Source organism: Virgibacillus sediminis, assembly GCF_042643265.1.
GTDB lineage: Bacteria > Bacillota > Bacilli > Bacillales > Amphibacillaceae > Virgibacillus_O > Virgibacillus_O sediminis.
In genome coordinates this window covers 96,984-112,434 of record NZ_JBHRRZ010000006.1, presented here as the reverse complement: position 1 = coordinate 112,434, position 15,451 = coordinate 96,984, and the positions used below count along the sequence as shown (strand labels likewise).

The 15,451-nt window shown below is 45.1% G+C and carries 16 protein-coding genes, 1 riboswitch and 2 other annotated features; of the genes, 10 read left to right on the top strand and 6 right to left on the bottom strand.

Annotation, left to right across the window (positions count from 1 at the left end):
- Positions 1-156 precede the first annotated feature (156 nt).
- The 4 genes from ACFODW_RS03975 to ACFODW_RS03960 form a co-directional block, all read right to left on the bottom strand.
- Entirely contained in the window at positions 157-609 is a 453-nt protein-coding gene (locus ACFODW_RS03975) for a DUF2269 family protein (protein ID WP_390303318.1), read from the bottom strand.
- An 85-nt stretch (positions 610-694) separates the two neighbouring features.
- Positions 695-1,564, bottom strand: coding sequence for a fructosamine kinase family protein (locus ACFODW_RS03970; protein WP_390303314.1), 870 nt, complete (start codon positions 1,562-1,564; stop codon positions 695-697).
- A gap of 278 nt (positions 1,565-1,842) precedes the next feature.
- Positions 1,843-2,607: a metallophosphoesterase gene (locus ACFODW_RS03965; protein WP_390303311.1), complete on the bottom strand. Its 765-nt coding sequence runs from the start codon at positions 2,605-2,607 to the stop codon at positions 1,843-1,845.
- A 116-nt stretch (positions 2,608-2,723) separates the two neighbouring features.
- Positions 2,724-3,743 (bottom strand): PTS transporter subunit IIC, encoded by a 1,020-nt coding sequence (locus tag ACFODW_RS03960; protein WP_390303308.1) that lies wholly within the window; start codon positions 3,741-3,743, stop codon positions 2,724-2,726.
- Between the two features lie 250 nt (positions 3,744-3,993).
- Between ACFODW_RS03960 and ACFODW_RS03955 the strand changes: the two genes are divergently transcribed.
- Positions 3,994-4,551 carry a nitroreductase family protein gene (locus ACFODW_RS03955; RefSeq protein WP_390303306.1) on the top strand — a complete coding sequence of 186 codons (558 nt, stop codon included), beginning with the start codon at positions 3,994-3,996 and terminating at the stop codon, positions 4,549-4,551.
- Between the two features lie 82 nt (positions 4,552-4,633).
- Here the strand turns inward: ACFODW_RS03955 and ddlA are convergent, their stop codons facing one another.
- Entirely contained in the window at positions 4,634-5,728 is a 1,095-nt protein-coding gene (ddlA, locus tag ACFODW_RS03950) for a D-alanine--D-alanine ligase (protein ID WP_390303303.1), read from the bottom strand.
- Between the two features lie 220 nt (positions 5,729-5,948).
- Positions 5,949-6,146 carry an SHOCT domain-containing protein gene (locus tag ACFODW_RS03945; protein WP_390303300.1) on the bottom strand — a complete coding sequence of 66 codons (198 nt, stop codon included), beginning with the start codon at positions 6,144-6,146 and terminating at the stop codon, positions 5,949-5,951.
- A gap of 193 nt (positions 6,147-6,339) precedes the next feature.
- Positions 6,340-6,583, top strand: a binding site (T-box leader).
- An 83-nt stretch (positions 6,584-6,666) separates the two neighbouring features.
- Positions 6,667-6,921, top strand: a binding site (T-box leader).
- Between the two features lie 61 nt (positions 6,922-6,982).
- On the opposite strand from ACFODW_RS03945, the gene trpE reads away from it, so the two are divergent.
- From trpE to lipA, 9 genes are all read left to right on the top strand, one after another.
- Positions 6,983-8,389: an anthranilate synthase component I gene (gene trpE / locus ACFODW_RS03940; protein WP_390303297.1), complete on the top strand. Its 1,407-nt coding sequence runs from the start codon at positions 6,983-6,985 to the stop codon at positions 8,387-8,389.
- Positions 8,370-8,972, top strand: coding sequence for an anthranilate synthase component II (locus ACFODW_RS03935; protein ID WP_390303294.1), 603 nt, complete (start codon positions 8,370-8,372; stop codon positions 8,970-8,972). The genes trpE and ACFODW_RS03935 overlap by 20 nt, the downstream gene beginning before the upstream one ends.
- Positions 8,956-9,981: an anthranilate phosphoribosyltransferase gene (trpD, locus tag ACFODW_RS03930; protein WP_390303291.1), complete on the top strand. Its 1,026-nt coding sequence runs from the start codon at positions 8,956-8,958 to the stop codon at positions 9,979-9,981. Before ACFODW_RS03935 ends, trpD begins: the two co-directional genes overlap by 17 nt.
- Complete coding sequence (trpC, locus tag ACFODW_RS03925; RefSeq protein ID WP_390303288.1) at positions 9,982-10,767, top strand: indole-3-glycerol phosphate synthase TrpC; 786 nt, start codon at positions 9,982-9,984, stop codon at positions 10,765-10,767.
- Position 10,768: 1 nt separating this feature from the next.
- Complete coding sequence (locus ACFODW_RS03920; protein WP_390303286.1) at positions 10,769-11,407, top strand: phosphoribosylanthranilate isomerase; 639 nt, start codon at positions 10,769-10,771, stop codon at positions 11,405-11,407.
- Entirely contained in the window at positions 11,385-12,584 is a 1,200-nt protein-coding gene (trpB, locus tag ACFODW_RS03915; protein WP_390303283.1) for a tryptophan synthase subunit beta, read from the top strand. The genes ACFODW_RS03920 and trpB overlap by 23 nt, the downstream gene beginning before the upstream one ends.
- Entirely contained in the window at positions 12,584-13,375 is a 792-nt protein-coding gene (trpA, locus tag ACFODW_RS03910) for a tryptophan synthase subunit alpha (protein WP_390303280.1), read from the top strand. The genes trpB and trpA overlap by 1 nt, the downstream gene beginning before the upstream one ends.
- 76 nt (positions 13,376-13,451) lie before the next feature.
- Positions 13,452-13,555: riboswitch (TPP riboswitch) on the top strand.
- Positions 13,556-13,668: 113 nt separating this feature from the next.
- On the top strand, positions 13,669-14,529 hold the full coding sequence (locus tag ACFODW_RS03905) for a lipoate--protein ligase family protein (protein ID WP_390303277.1): 861 nt from the start codon (positions 13,669-13,671) through the stop codon (positions 14,527-14,529).
- Positions 14,501-15,445 carry a lipoyl synthase gene (gene lipA / locus ACFODW_RS03900; protein WP_390303274.1) on the top strand — a complete coding sequence of 315 codons (945 nt, stop codon included), beginning with the start codon at positions 14,501-14,503 and terminating at the stop codon, positions 15,443-15,445. The genes ACFODW_RS03905 and lipA overlap by 29 nt, the downstream gene beginning before the upstream one ends.
- The last annotated feature ends 6 nt before the right edge of the window (positions 15,446-15,451 follow it).

Genomic DNA, 15,451 nt, shown 5'->3' with positions numbered 1-15,451 from the left:
CGAGACCCCGCAGTGTGGGTTTTCACGAGGAGGCTCGGGCGTTCGTCCGCGGAAAGGGAATGGTTCGTGCTCCTGGAGGCAAGAAAAAAAGCTTGTAGAAAAACACGGGGTTTCTCTACAAGCTGAGAGCGTATCAGACTGATACGCTCTTTTTACTTAAAAAGGCTTTAAAATCATTAAACCAATGATCACTAGAAAAATGCTGTTTTCCAGTCTTTCAGCAGCGAAAAGCCTTCCAGACAGTAAATAGTATTCTTTCGGAATTTCTTCGCCTTTACACCGTTTAAGAAAATCTTTCATAGGCTTGGAGCGTGGTGACAACAGCAGTGGTCCGCAGGCCAGAGCGATCATGAATAGAATTAGGCTAAGCCAATACCATCCTTGAGCAAATAAATAGGTATTCAAAAACCCCATCCATAAGCCTGTTATTAAAAGCAAAGTCCCCCCGACCAGCGTAAAAACATGCAGCTTCCCACGGATAAAATAGGCATGCTTCAGCTCCGTCATAGTTGACGCATGCTTTACTACGAATATCATAACAAAACCCGGACCCATCCCAATAATCGCAGAGAATACGTGAACAAATACCAATATTTCATAAAAGCCCATGATGCAGTCCTCCCCGTTGTGTATCCAGCATCATCATACACCATTCTCTACGTAAAAATTGTGATGTTCCGCACTTAGGGGCTGTTTATTTTCCTGTATACCTCCTGAGCACTGCATCTACACTGCTTCCATAGGATTCTCCAAAAAGGTTCAAATGGACAAGCAGATAGTACAGCTGATACAACGGCTTTACCTCCTGATAATAATCTTCGATGGGGTAACATTCATTATATGCCTCATAGAACTGTGAGCTAAAACCGCCAAACACTTCAGTAAAAGCCAAGTCGAAATGCCTGTCCCCATATAAAACAGAAGGATCAATGACGAACGGCACTCCATCCGATCCGATGATCCAATTTCCTCCCCATAAATCTCCATGCAGACAGGAAGCCTTTATCCCAGACGGTATCCACTTATCCAATCCCGCCAGCAGTGTCTCCATCCTTTCCCTTCTCTTCCCGTCAATTCTGCCCTTTTGTATACCCAGCTTCCATTGAGCGGTAAGCCTGCTTTCCCTATAATAATCAATCCATCTTTCATACAGGCCGTTCTTCTGGGGAAGGAGACCAATATAGGTATCCTCCGAAAAGCCATGTTTACCTGCATGGGCCCGGTGCATTTTAGCTATCCCTTCCCCCAACAATGCATCTGTCTCTTGAAAAGCCTTCCCCTCTATCCATTCCATAACTAAAAAAGCTTCACCCGGAGTATCAGAATATGTAAATACTTCCGGCACTTGCACGGAGTCCGTTCTCCGTATTGATTCAAGTCCATGTGCCTCCGTATGAAAGAAATTTTCCGGTGGATCGGGATGATACTTTATAAAATATTGGTTCTTCTCCGTTTCAACATAGAAGCTTTTGTTAATGGATCCTCCATGTATTTGCACTGTACTAACTAATCGTGACTGGTCGCCAGCCTGATATAATGCTTTTTCCACTATTGAGTTATCCATGCTTCCCCTCCTCTTCAATTATCTTCAGAAAAAGAGGCTGGGACAAAAGTGTTTCATCCAATGATTAATCCGAACGAACTAGAAAGTTTGATTAGTGGATATAAATCGCTTCGGAATATACTTCGCTTTCCGCGGGCGGCTGGTGAGCCTCCTTGTGCTACGCACTGCGGGGTCTCACCTATGCCTTTCCTCCCGCAGGAGTCTACGTATATTTCCTCCGCTAATTTAGATTATTGTTCGCCTATAGAGTTAAATGTTTTACTATGTCCCAATCTCCCTCATTTAGAAGAAAAAGATACATTCTCCATACCCTCAATTATATGGCTGGAAACCTCCCCTTCACTTGTACAGGAAAAATAACGGGAGCCCAGCACATCTACTAAAGCCAAAGCTCCTTCTTTTTCCGGATAAAGCTCTATGGCTAGATCACAATGGACGAACATGCCTTCCCTTCTAACTGTCGTTTGAGGGTTATGGCCGCGATAGATCGGTCTTTCTTCCGTCCAGCTCCTGAGCTCCTGCATATCCATCTCCAGCAATTCTTTTGTGTTCAGCCATAGAATCTCCCTCGGCTGACTCTCCCTGTCTGCTGTTGGTTCTATCCCCGCGTGGGTATATATAGCATGCTCGTCCTCATGGAGCAGAGGGAGAGTCTCCAGCCAGGAAGCATAGTCCTCTGCGATATCCCAGCCGTTTTCATCACCATACACCTTTTTGAAGCTCTTGATTGTCTCTTCTCCCCCGAATTCCATCCATATCGGAGAAAGCTCGTTCATGAACCAAATCATCATTTCTTCATGGTTTCCCGCTATCACATGAACACTATCGGGATACTTTCGGCTGTTTTCTTTTGCCCACTGAAGCATCTCTGCACTTCTTGGACCTCCATTGATCATATCCCCGCCGATCACTAGCTCATCTTTTTCCGCATCGAACTCCACATAATCAATCAACTTCTTAAAAAGGCAGTAATTCCCATGTATATCACTGATGAAAAAGATACGCTTCATACCAAGCTCCTTTCCATTTTTGAATCTTTTCAAAGATTTTACTCCTCTTTTAAAGGTAAGTAAATATATCCTATGATCTATTTTCGCCCTCATGGGATACCCTGATTATACATATAGAGTTCGAGCAGGAAAGTGACCTCAGTCACACTTTATTCATAAGTTATCCTCATATCTCCAGGTTGGATCCAACCGGCTTTTCGAAAACCTTCTGAGATAACCAGACTGATAATAGCTGGTCCGACGATATGCAGTAGCAGAACACTCCAAAATACTTCCATGGTGAAACCCATGGATTCGAATGTCATGATCTGGCCTACAAATCCGCTTGTCCCCATTCCAGCTCCTTCCGCATTGCTGACCATGCCCAGCCAGGCAGTTCCTATAGGGGCAAGAACAGCCCCAGCAATGGTCGGAGGAAGGAGAATCAATGGCTTTCTAATAATGTTCGCCACTTGAAGCATGGATGTTCCTACTCCCTGGGCAACCAGACCTCCAAACCCATTATCTCTATAACTGGATACAGCAAAACCAACCATCTGTGCAGCACAGCCGATGGTAGCAGCTCCAGCCGCCATTCCTTCCAAAGAGAGCATGATGGCAATCGCTGCGGCAGAGATAGGAGCAGTTAAGGCAAGCCCCATCAAAACAGCGACCAAAATGCCCATTAGAACCGGCTGCTGCTCTGTAGACCAGTTTATAAGATCACCGAATCCTACCATAAATGAATTTATAGGGGGTCCGACTATGGTTCCCGCAGTAAAACCAGCAAAAATGGTTACTAAAGGGGTAATGATAATATCCACCCTTGTGGTCTTGTATACTATTTTTCCAATTTCAGTGGCAAATAGTGCAGAAACATAACTACCTGCAGGGCCACCCAGTTCCGCACCGAAAGCCCCAGCGAACAATGCGGAAAACAAAACCAGCGGCGGAGCCTTTAAGCCATAGGCGATAGCAACCCCAATAGCTCCTCCCATGATTTTTGTATCCATGGCGAATTCACCCATCTCCACCATATAAGACAGCATACCAACTTGCTCACCTATTGTTTTGATGATCAGTCCGATAATTAGTGAGGAGAAAAGTCCTAAAGCCATGTAGCTTAATGCGGTTATTGTGTATTCTCTAATAGATAGGCTGACTCCTTTTCGAGCCAAAAAGTTCTTCATCGTTTCTCCTTCCCCCTTCTCCCAGTAGTGAAAAACTTCACAAGATATCCTTCAAAACATATATCTATTATTACTATTCTTTTGTAATTTATCAAGGAGTAAACAGCAGCTGGGCAGAGAGCTCTCCGCATCTCTGCCTTCCCTTCATAGCGGCAGCCGCTCCTTGTTGCTTTTCTTGATAATATCAGCTAAAATTTTAACTGAAAATAAAGATCTTTTATAGATATGCAGCAAAGGGGCTGGAAAAATAATGGATACAGCAAATAGCACCGAATTAGCCAAATTGATCCGCGAACGCCGGGCGGTAAAAAAAGGATATACAGACAAAAAAGTTACAGAGGAAGTGGTCCGCAGCTTATTGGACGATGCCATCTGGGCACCTAACCATGGGATGCGAGAGCCATGGAGGTTTATTTTTGTAGGAGAAGAGGAACTTCCTAATTTCGCGAAAAAGATTGCTGCCACTTATCCTGAAGAAAGACAGCAAAACCGGGAAGATTATCTGAATGAGCCGAATGCTATCCTCGTAGTCGTGATGGAAGAGCCTGACATCCCTAAACAATGGGAAGAAAATTATGCGGCAACAGCAGCAATGATCCAGAACTTCTGGCTGCTCGCCTGGGAGAAGCAGCTTGGCATCTGCTGGAAAACAAATCCTCATATTGCTGACCCTGAAGTGAAGAAGATTCTGGGAGTCGGCGACCATGAAAAAATTGTAGGTTTCATCCATATGGGCTACTTTGATGAACAGCCGCCGGCAAAAGAGAGAATTAGTGTAGACGATAAATTCACCCGTTTTCAAGGATAAACATCAGGCTAAAATAAATGAAATAGTTTACTAGCATTGAAAAAGACACCAAACTCTGAAGGCTTGGTGTCTTTCCTTATTCCTACACTGTGCTTTTAAGATTTCTTTCTTGTTGATACCGCTCCAGAGCCAATTCAATCAAACGATTGATTAAATCTTTATAAGGCAATCCGCTTATTTCCCATAACTTTGGATACATGCTGATCTTCGTAAACCCTGGTAATGTATTCACTTCATTTACATAGATTTCTCCATCTTCTGTCAGGAAGAAGTCCACACGTGCCATTCCCTCACATTGCAACGCTTCGAACGCCTCAACAGCAACCCTCTGCATCCTTTTAGTATCTTCATCGGAAAGGTCTGCCGGAATGGCCAGTTCTGCACCTTTTTCATCAATATATTTAGACTCATAAGAGTAAAAATCTGTCTGAGGCAGGATTTCTCCCAACTTAGACGCCTTTGGCTCATCATTTCCAAGGACGGAACATTCAATTTCCCGCCCATTAAGATTCTCCTCAATAATCAGCTTCCGGTCGTATAGGAAAGCATCTTCTATCGCCTTATCAAATTCCCCTTTCGTTGACACTTTGCTTACTCCTACAGAGGAACCTTGGTTGGCAGGTTTAATAAACATAGGTGTGCCAAGATATTCCACAGCCTCGGCATAATCGATCTTATGTTTCTTAGCCCTGGTAAATGAAAGGCCTTTTGCTACATTAATCCCCGCTTCTTTTAGCAGCCTTTTAGCCACATCTTTGTCCATACATACAGACGACCCAATAACACTTGGACCGACGAATGGGAGATTTGCAAGCCGAAGCATGCCCTGCAGGCTTCCATCTTCTCCTAGCGTTCCGTGTACAATTGGAAACACGACATCCAGCTGATCCAACTGATCATAGGTAGATTGGTGAATGAACTGGTTTCTCGTGGCACCGGGAACAATTGCTACATTTTCATTGGACCTGTTCAATTTAATCTGTTTAGGATCGTCGGCATTGATCAGATAGGAGGATGGATCATTCACATGCCATTTCCCCTCTTTATCTATACCAATCAGTACAATGTCATATTTATGTCTATCCATTGCCTCTACAATATTCTTTGCAGATTGCAGGGAAACCTCATGCTCAGCAGATTTTCCGCCAAAAATGATACCCACCTTCGTCTTAGTCATCATGACACCTTCCTTCTCATAATCGGCTGACTGCACAATTGCTGCAGATTTTTACGTAAGCAGTCACCCTTCCAAGCAAAAAACCTATACTTAAAATAGCATAAAACGGCCTGTACTTAGAAGTAAAATAAGTAAATAATTATTCCGCCATCATCTATATGAGAGGCTGCAGCATCAGAAATGAACCACCCCAAATTGGGAGTGGTTCATTTTCCAGCGATTATTTGCCTCTTCTCCGCTTTGCATCCTCATACTCCTCCCTGCTGATTTCCCCTTTATCCAGTTTTTCTTTGAGTACATTCAGGGAATCACGAGATTCTTCATCCGATTTTGTGGCCCGAAATCTTACAAGAATAACTATGATCGCTGTCAATACAATAACCATCAATATAATGCGTAAGAATCCCTCTGTAAGCATGAAATCACCTCTTCAATATTATTCCCTTTCTGCCATTATCATTAATCATGAATCGACCGTCAGGTTTTTGTCGATATTTCCCGGGAAATGAAAGAGTATAGGAAGATAGATCGGAAAATAAAAACCAAAATTTTCTAATAAACTCTTGACATCTATTTCTAAGTATTCTAATATTATCTGTAATAAGTAAATGAGTTCAGCGATGACGAAGAGTAGTAATCTATGTGAATCACCAAAGAGAGCTGGTGGCCGGTGCAAACCAGTGTGTTTCAGTAGATGAATGGACTTCCGAGCTCCCAAACCGAACCGATATGCAGTAGGCTTTGGCGATTTAGTCCTACCGTTACCCGGGACAGATAAGAAGCAGTATGGCTTCCTATCCCAAAGTGAGCTGTTTTCAGCTAATAAAGGTGGTACCACGGTCCCTCGTCCTTTCTTGGATGTGGGGCCTTTTTGTATAAAAAAGGCGAAATTGCCCGGTCCCCGAGTTTGATCGTATCCATAACATAACAACAATAAATATAAATCGGTGAATAAGATTAGTAAGCATTTGCAAGGCGTCATAGAGAGCTGGAGTGGGTGGAATCCCGGCACGCCTGACATGCTGAATGGACTTAGGAGAGGTTCTTTGAACGCCCATGGCTGTCCGGGGTCATTAGAAGAACACGGTTTCCCCCGTTACCGGGATAGGATATTGGATCATGCCCAGTATCCGGTAAGATGAAAAGGCAAGGTCTTTTCAATAGAGGTGGCACCGCGGTCCAACGCCCTCTGCAGGCACATTACGATTGTGCCCGCAGAGGGCGTTTTAGTTTATTTAAGAAAGGATGAACCCGATGAAGGAAACCGAACAGTCTACCTACAAATTGATCAAGATGAACGCTGATACCCTGACTCCCATCGAAATATTCAAGAGGATTACCGGAAGAAAAAAATTCCTTCTGGAAAGCACTTTTCCCCATAAAGAAAAAGGAAAATACTCATTTATCGGAGCCAATCCTTACAGGGAAATCATCGGTTACGGGAACAAAACAACCGATACCTCTCATGTGGATGGTACATCCGGAACATTTGAGCAGGAAGCCCTCCTTTATATACAGGAAAACCTGCCAACCATAAATATTGACCTTCCTCTTCCTTTCTATGGAGGAGCAATCGGCTATATCGGATATGATGCCATCAGGCAATATGAATATATCGGCGAGAGTTTGCCTGACGAACTGGAGATGCCAGATATCCACTTTATGGTCTACCAGGATACCATTGTATACGATCATGCTAAAGAAAATATCTACCTGATCGTCATGAATCCGAACAATGATACCGAATCGGAATTGGTCGACCGGCTGGAGAACCTGAAGGATATGCTGGCTTCCCCGACAGACGTGGAAGAAAACCCGGTAAAACATATAGAATTTCAGCCGGAAACCACAGCGGAGGAATTCCATAAAAAAGTCGAAACAGCGAAGAAACATGTACAACGCGGGGATATATTCCAAGTGGTGCTGTCCCAAAAAATGAAGGCTGAATTCGAGGGTGACCCCTTTTCCTTTTATCGAAAACTGAGGAAGGCTAACCCCTCTCCATACATGTTCTATATTGACTTTGAAGATTACCTAGTACTGGGGGCTTCCCCTGAAAGTCTAGTACAGACAACAGGAAGGGACATAATAACCAACCCGATAGCAGGCACCCGTGCAAGAGGAAAAACGCCGGAAGAGGATGCCGCTTTAGAGAAAGACCTGCTCTCAGATGAGAAGGAGATCGCGGAACACCGCATGTTGGTGGACTTAAGCCGGAATGACCTTGGCCGTGTTTGTGAAACCGGCAGCATCACCATACCAACCTATATGAAAATAGAAAAATATGAGCATGTCATGCATATTGTTTCAGAAGTGAAAGGGAGATTGAAAGAAGGCTTTTCCCCTCTCGATGCACTTGCATCTTGCCTGCCTGCCGGTACTGTTTCCGGTGCACCTAAAATACGGGCAATGCAGATCATTAATGACCTGGAGGAAAAAAAGCGAGGTGTTTATGCCGGGGGGATCGGATTCATCAACTTCAACCAGGATGTAAATATCGCTCTAGCCATACGTTCACTAGTCATCCAAGGATCTTATGCATATCTCCAGACTGGTGCCGGTATTGTCTATGATTCCTTGCCGGAGAACGAATACAGGGAAACCATGCAGAAAGCGAAATCACTCATGGAGGTGAACAAAATTGATTTTATTACTGGATAACTATGACTCTTTCACCTACAACCTTTATCAATATGTATCAGAAGAATTAGTGGATGTAATCGTAAAAAGAAACGATGAGATTACTGTAGAAGAAATAGACAAAATGAAGCCTGAGGCCATTATCATCTCACCAGGCCCCGGCCTCCCGGATGAATCAGGAATCTGTCTGGAAGCCATACAGCGTTTCCACCGCGATATTCCTATCCTTGGTGTATGTCTTGGTCAGCAGTGTATCGCCCAAGCTCTGGGAGGTTCATTAAGGCCGGCAAAGGTTATTATGCATGGCAAAACTTCCCTCATAACTCACAATGGCGTGGGACTGTATCAAGACCTGCCAAATCCTTTGGAAGTAATGCGCTACCATTCGTACGTAGTAGATAGCCTGCCTGCCTCCATTTGCCTGGATATTGAATCGAGGTCGGACGATGACCACGAAATCATGGGGATCAAACACAAAAACCACCCTTTATACGGAGTGCAGTTTCATCCTGAATCAATTGGAACCACAACAGGCAAGAATATCATTCGAAACTTTTTGAAGGAAATCAGAGAGGAGAGCGAATTGAATGAAACAATATCTTAATAAGCTGATTAAACAGGAGAACTTAAGTCTCAAGGAAATGAAGGATGCAACAAATTACTGTTTCACTGATTCTGTAACGGAAGCAGAAATAGCCTCCTTCCTGACGGCTCTGCAGGCTAAGGGAGAAACTGCGGAAGAAATTACCGGCATCGTAGAAGTCATCCGCTCCCGTTCTTCCTTCCATACTGGACCGGTTATGCATGCCATGGACAACTGCGGTACAGGCGGTGACCAATCATACAGTTTCAATATCAGTACTACTTCCGCTTTTGTGATTGCCGGTGCCGGAGTGACAATTGCTAAGCATGGCAACCGAAGTATTTCAAGCAAGACCGGCAGTGCTGATGTGCTGGAACACCTCGGTGTATCCCTATCCTTTTCTAAGGAGAATGTAGAAGAAATGCTGCAGAAAAATAAAATAGCATTTCTATTTGCACCGCATGTCCATGCCGCGTTGAAGCCTTTTACCCAAGTACGTAAGAACCTCGGCATACCTACCATATTCAATGCTATCGGGCCACTGACTAATCCGGTAAACTTGGATACACAACTTATAGGGGTCTACCGGAAAGAACTTCTTCCGCTTCTTGCCGAGGCAATGCATCAACTTGGAAGAAGGCGCGGAGTAGTCGTAAATGGGGCAGGTAATATGGATGAAGCCTCCCTCGCCGGCGAAAACCATTTGATCATCCTGGAAAACGGAGAGAAGAAAGCCATCTCCCTCTACCCGGAAGATGTGGGCCTCCCATCCTATACCATCGATGAGATCCGTGGCGGCAACCCAAAAGAGAATGCAGAGATTCTAAGAAATGTCCTGCACGGCCAAAAAGGTTCTTACTATGACACAGTACTCTTAAATGCTGGTTTGGCTCTATTTACCAGCGGAGAGGCAGAGACCATCCGCGGAGGGGTCGAATTAGCCAGAGAAAGCATTGATTCAGGCGCAGCCCTGGAAAGGCTGAATCGCCTAGTAGAATACAGCAGTAAAATTCCAAGCGAGGTGTCCTAATTGTCAATCCTGAAGAAAATCATTTTAGAAAAAGAAAAGGAAGTAGTTGAACTCAAAAAAAGGGAGTTCAACAAAACTCATCCCAAAGCAATTTCCAGCTTTCAACAAACAGTGGAGAACAGCAATAACATGAACATTATTTCGGAAATTAAACGTGCTTCCCCTTCCAAGGGAGAGATACGTATGGATGTGGATCCTGTTGAACAGGCGAAACAGTATGAAGCAGCGGGCGCATCCGCTATCTCCGTACTGACTGACCGTTCCTTCTTTAATGGATCCATGGATGATTTAAGAGCAGTCAGGGAAGCCGTAGACCTCCCTATTCTTTGCAAAGACTTTATCATCGACTCGGTACAGATTGACCAGGCGAAAGAAGCAGGGGCTAATATTATTCTGTTAATTGCGGCCGCCCTTACGGATGAACAGCTGCAGCAGCTCTACCAATATGCATGCGAACTGGATTTGGAAGTATTATGTGAAGTCCATAATGAGGAAGAAATGCACCGGGTGCTCCTATTAGAACCGGAAATCATCGGAATCAATAACCGTAACCTCAATACTTTTGAAGTGGATATAAAAACGACAGAAAAGCTGGCTGCCATGGTTTCCAATCCAAGCACTGTCCTGGTATCCGAAAGCGGCATCCGCACCGGCGAAGATGTATATCGAGCGAAGGAATCAGGAGCCCGGGCCATTCTTGTCGGCGAAACATTGATGAGGTCGGATAATCTTGTGGATACCTTCCGTGAATTGCAGCTAGCCGTCAAGGAAGAAGAGGTGAGGTAGGATGAAAGTTAAAATTTGCGGAATAAAAACAGTTGCTGCAGCCCACTCCGCAGTACAGGCTGGGGCTGACTTCATTGGATTTGTTTTTGCACCCAGTAAACGGCGGATCACTCCTGAAGATGCAGCACTGATTGCTCATTCACTCCCTTCCCAGGTGAAAACAGTAGGAGTATTCGTCAATGAAAGCACCGAGAACATTCTGCAAATTGCCAGTCAGGTTGGCCTGGATTACATCCAACTCCATGGTGACGAACCGGAACAGAAAGCAGCGGAACTTCCCTATAAGGTTATTAAAGCCTTCCCTTTTAAAGAAGAGGAAATTAATAGAATCACAGGATACTCATGTGATTACTATTTGATAGATAGTCCAAAAGGAAACAACCGTGGCGGGAATGGAACGACATTTAATTGGGCTTTGACAGAGAAATTGCCAGTCAGCAGAAAAAAGACCATTTTGGCCGGCGGGCTTACCCCGGAAAATATTCAGCAAGCTATTAAAATGGTCAATCCAGCTGCAGTGGATGTCTCCAGTGGAGTGGAGACGAATGGAGAAAAGGATCCAACCAAGATACGGAAATTCATCAAGAATGCAAAACAGATAAGAAAGGATGAGGCCAATGACCACATATACCATGCCTGACCAATCAGGAAGATACGGAGATTTCGGCGGGAGGTTTGTACCGGAGCTGCTGATGCCTGCGGTTATCGAATTGGAAGAAGCATATAAGGAAGCAATGAACGACCCCGAATTTGTGGAAGAGCTTAATTACTATCTAAGACAATATATCGGCCGTGAAACCCCCCTTTATCATGCAGCCAATATATCTGAAAAATTAGGGGGAGCGGACATTTATCTCAAGAGAGAGGATTTAAACCATACAGGTGCCCATAAAATCAATAACACGATCGGCCAGGCATTATTAACGAAGCGGATGGGCAAAAACAAGGTAGTTGCAGAAACAGGCGCAGGCCAGCATGGAGTGGCCACCGCCACAGTGTGCGCACTGCTTGGCCTAGAGTGTGTAGTGTTCATGGGAGACGAGGATATACGCCGGCAGAAGCTTAATGTATTTCGTATGGAGTTGTTGGGCGCGGAGGTGCGTGGTGTCTCTCAAGGCAGCGGAACATTGAAAGATGCAGTGAACGAAGCACTCAGATACTGGGTGAGCCACGTAGAAGACACGCATTACATCATAGGCTCGGTTGTAGGTCCCCATCCATTCCCGCAAATTGTACGCGATTTGCAGTCTGTTATCGGAAAAGAGACAAAAAGGCAGATCATGGATCAGACAGGAAAACTGCCAGATGCAGTGGTTGCATGTGTAGGCGGCGGAAGTAATGCTATGGGGATGTTTCACCCATTCATCGAAGATACCGACGTCAAGCTTTATGGAGTGGAAGCAGGTGGCGCAGGGCTGGAAACGAACCAGCATGCGGCCACTCTCTCCGGAGGAAGAGTAGGAATCCTGCATGGTACAATGACCCACCTGCTGCAGGACAGCAACGGACAGATCGAAGAAGCCTTCTCCATCTCTGCTGGGCTTGACTATCCTGGAGTGGGGCCTGAACACAGCCATCTGTATAAAACAGAAAGGGTGGCCTACACCTCCATTACCGATGAAGAGGCACTGGAGGCATTCCAATATCTCTCAAAAACCGAGGGGATTATTCCAGCATTGGAAAGTGCACATGCTGTAGCATATGCAGTCAAACTGGCACAGCAGATGGAGAGAGGCGAATCCTTGGTGATCTGTCTGTCCGGTCGAGGAGACAAAGATGTAGACCAAGTAAAAGAGAAAATCGAGGAGGAACAATAATGGGGAAAGCAAAATTGGAAAATACATTGAACCAAAGAAAGGAATCGGGGCAAAATCTATTTGTACCCTATATTATGGCTGGGGATGGCGGCCTGGAAAATTTGGAAGAACGCATCTCCTTTCTTGAGGAAAGCGGAGCTTCTGCTGTGGAGCTGGGCATACCATTTTCCGACCCAGTGGCAGACGGACCGACCATTCAGGAAGCTGGGATCCGCGCTCTTGAAAAGGGCACATCCCTTTCCATGGTGCTGGATGAACTCGCTTCTTTCCGTAAAGAGCGAAACATACCCGTTATACTGATGACCTATTTCAATCCCATACTTATCTATGGACCAGAACGCTTTGCATTGGCCTGCAAACAAGCAGGTGTAGACGGCGTAATCATTCCCGACCTCCCATTGGAAGAGCAGTATATTGTCAGTGGTTATTTAAAGGAGAATGATATTGCATTCATCCAACTTGCAGCAATGACAAGTCCCGATGAAAGACTCGCTGAGCTCGCCAGAAGATCAGAGGGATTCCTCTATGCTGTTTCCGTCATTGGAACTACAGGGGCGAGAACCTCGCATAACGAGAAGGTGCAAGGATTCTTGGAAATGCTCAAAAGTCACAGCAATGTCCCTGTACTTGCCGGCTTCGGCGTATCCAACGCCAACCAGGCGATAGAACTCAGCAAGTCTGGAGATGGTGTGATTGTCGGCAGCAAGATTGTGGACCTTCTCCATCAAGGGGATACAGAAGCAATTAGGCAACTAATTCAAGATAGTACACAAACTAACGTAAAAGTATGATTCGTTTTATCGGACTTTCGCCAAGATTTACAATTAAGGAAATATAAGGTAGCATAGATATGGAATAATTAAAAAATTTAAGCACTAGGGGAGCCAGAGGTACGGCTGAGAGGGGCATTCGCCCTGACCCTTGCACCCGATTTAGGTAATGCTAGCGTGGGAAAGTGCAGTTGATATATATGCATATCACTTCATATATTGTCAGACTGCATTCTCCGTGAGTGCAGTCTCTTTTTTTGAGGCTGCGGGTTCAGCCGCTGTCTCCGTTTGGTGACGGAACAGGAGGTAACAATTTGGAGAAAGAATGGGCTATTCTGGACAGCGGTTTCCATGATGCCGCGACAAATATGGCTTTGGATGAATCGTTGTTGAACTGGCACAGCAAAGGTATGATACCTCCGACTCTACGATTCTATGGCTGGTCAAAACCAACCCTCTCCATCGGGCGGTTTCAAAAGCTGAAATCCATCAACATGGAAGCTCTGAAGCGGCACGACTGTGAGTTAGTCCGGAGGCTGACAGGCGGTAGTGCTGTCCTGCATGACAATGAGCTCACCTACAGCCTGGTGATCAATGAGCAGGACCCTTCCATACCCGCCTCTGTTCAGGAAGCATATCATATCCTGTCCAAGGGTGTCCTATCAGGTTATAGAAACATTGGAATTGATGCAGACTATGCCCTTCCTGAAAGAAAGCGGGAAAGAGAGAGAACCTCCATTTGTTTCGAAAAACCGGCGTTCTACGAGATGGTTGTAGACGGAAGGAAAATCTCCGGAAATGCCCAGACAAGGAAAAATGGCGTAGTGCTCCAGCATGGTTCCATCCCAATAAGCATGGATACCGAAATGCTATTTGACCTATTCCGTTTCTCATCCGAAAAACACCGCGTGAGGAAAAGAGAATCCTTTGCTGAAAAAGCAGCGGATATTGCACAACTGACAGGAAAAGAGCTGTCCTATAAGGATATGACGGAGGCATTCAAAAAAGGGTTTGAAGATGGGCTCGACATTAATCTGCACCCGATGGCCCTGTCGGATGCACAATGGAACGAAGTATATCAGCTGGCGGAGACAAAATACTCATCGGAAACATGGAATTATCAAACATCGAAGGAGCGTGTCGATAATGGCGAAGCAAGCAGAGTACATACGTAAACCCGATTGGCTGAAGACAAAGATCAATACCAACGAATCTTACAGAAAGCTCAAGCATCTGATGCGCGACAAGAAACTGAACACAGTATGTGAAGAAGCACGGTGTCCCAACCTCCATGAATGCTGGAGCGAGCGGAAAACAGCGACCTTTATGATTTTAGGGGATACCTGCACACGAGGCTGCCGTTTTTGTGCGGTTAAAACAGGCCTTCCGAATGAACTTGACTGGGGAGAGCCACAGCGGGTCGCTGATTCTGTCAAAGTGATGGGACTTAAGCATGTTGTGGTGACTGCAGTGGCAAGGGATGATTTGAAAGATGGAGGCGCCGCGGTATTTGCCGAAACCGTCCGGCAAATACGCAAGCAAAATCCTGCAGCCACCATTGAAATACTTCCTTCTGATATGAAGGGCGACTATGAGAGCCTTCACACGCTGATGGATAGTGGGCCGGATATTTTCAATCACAATATTGAGACTGTCCGCCGCCTTACTAAGAAAGTGAGAGCCATCGCTATGTACGACCGGTCGCTCCAGCTTCTTGAACGGGTTAAGGAAATAGCACCGAATACACCGACGAAATCAAGCATCATGGTAGGCCTTGGAGAAACCAAGGAAGAGATCATTGAAGCAATGGACGATCTGCGGGCACATAATGTCGATATTATGACCATTGGCCAATACCTTCAGCCAACCAAGAAACATCTTAAAGTAGAACGCTACTATCATCCAGATGAGTTTGAAGAATTAAAGAAGATCGCTCTAGAGAAAGGATTCAAGCATTGTGAAGCCGGGCCATTGGTACGCTCTTCTTACCATGCCGACGAACAAGTAAGCAATGCATCAGCCCAACGCAGGATTAAATACATGAAAGGCGTGGAACAACAAGAAGAATCAGAAGTTGATTTCCAATTCTAGTAAGTT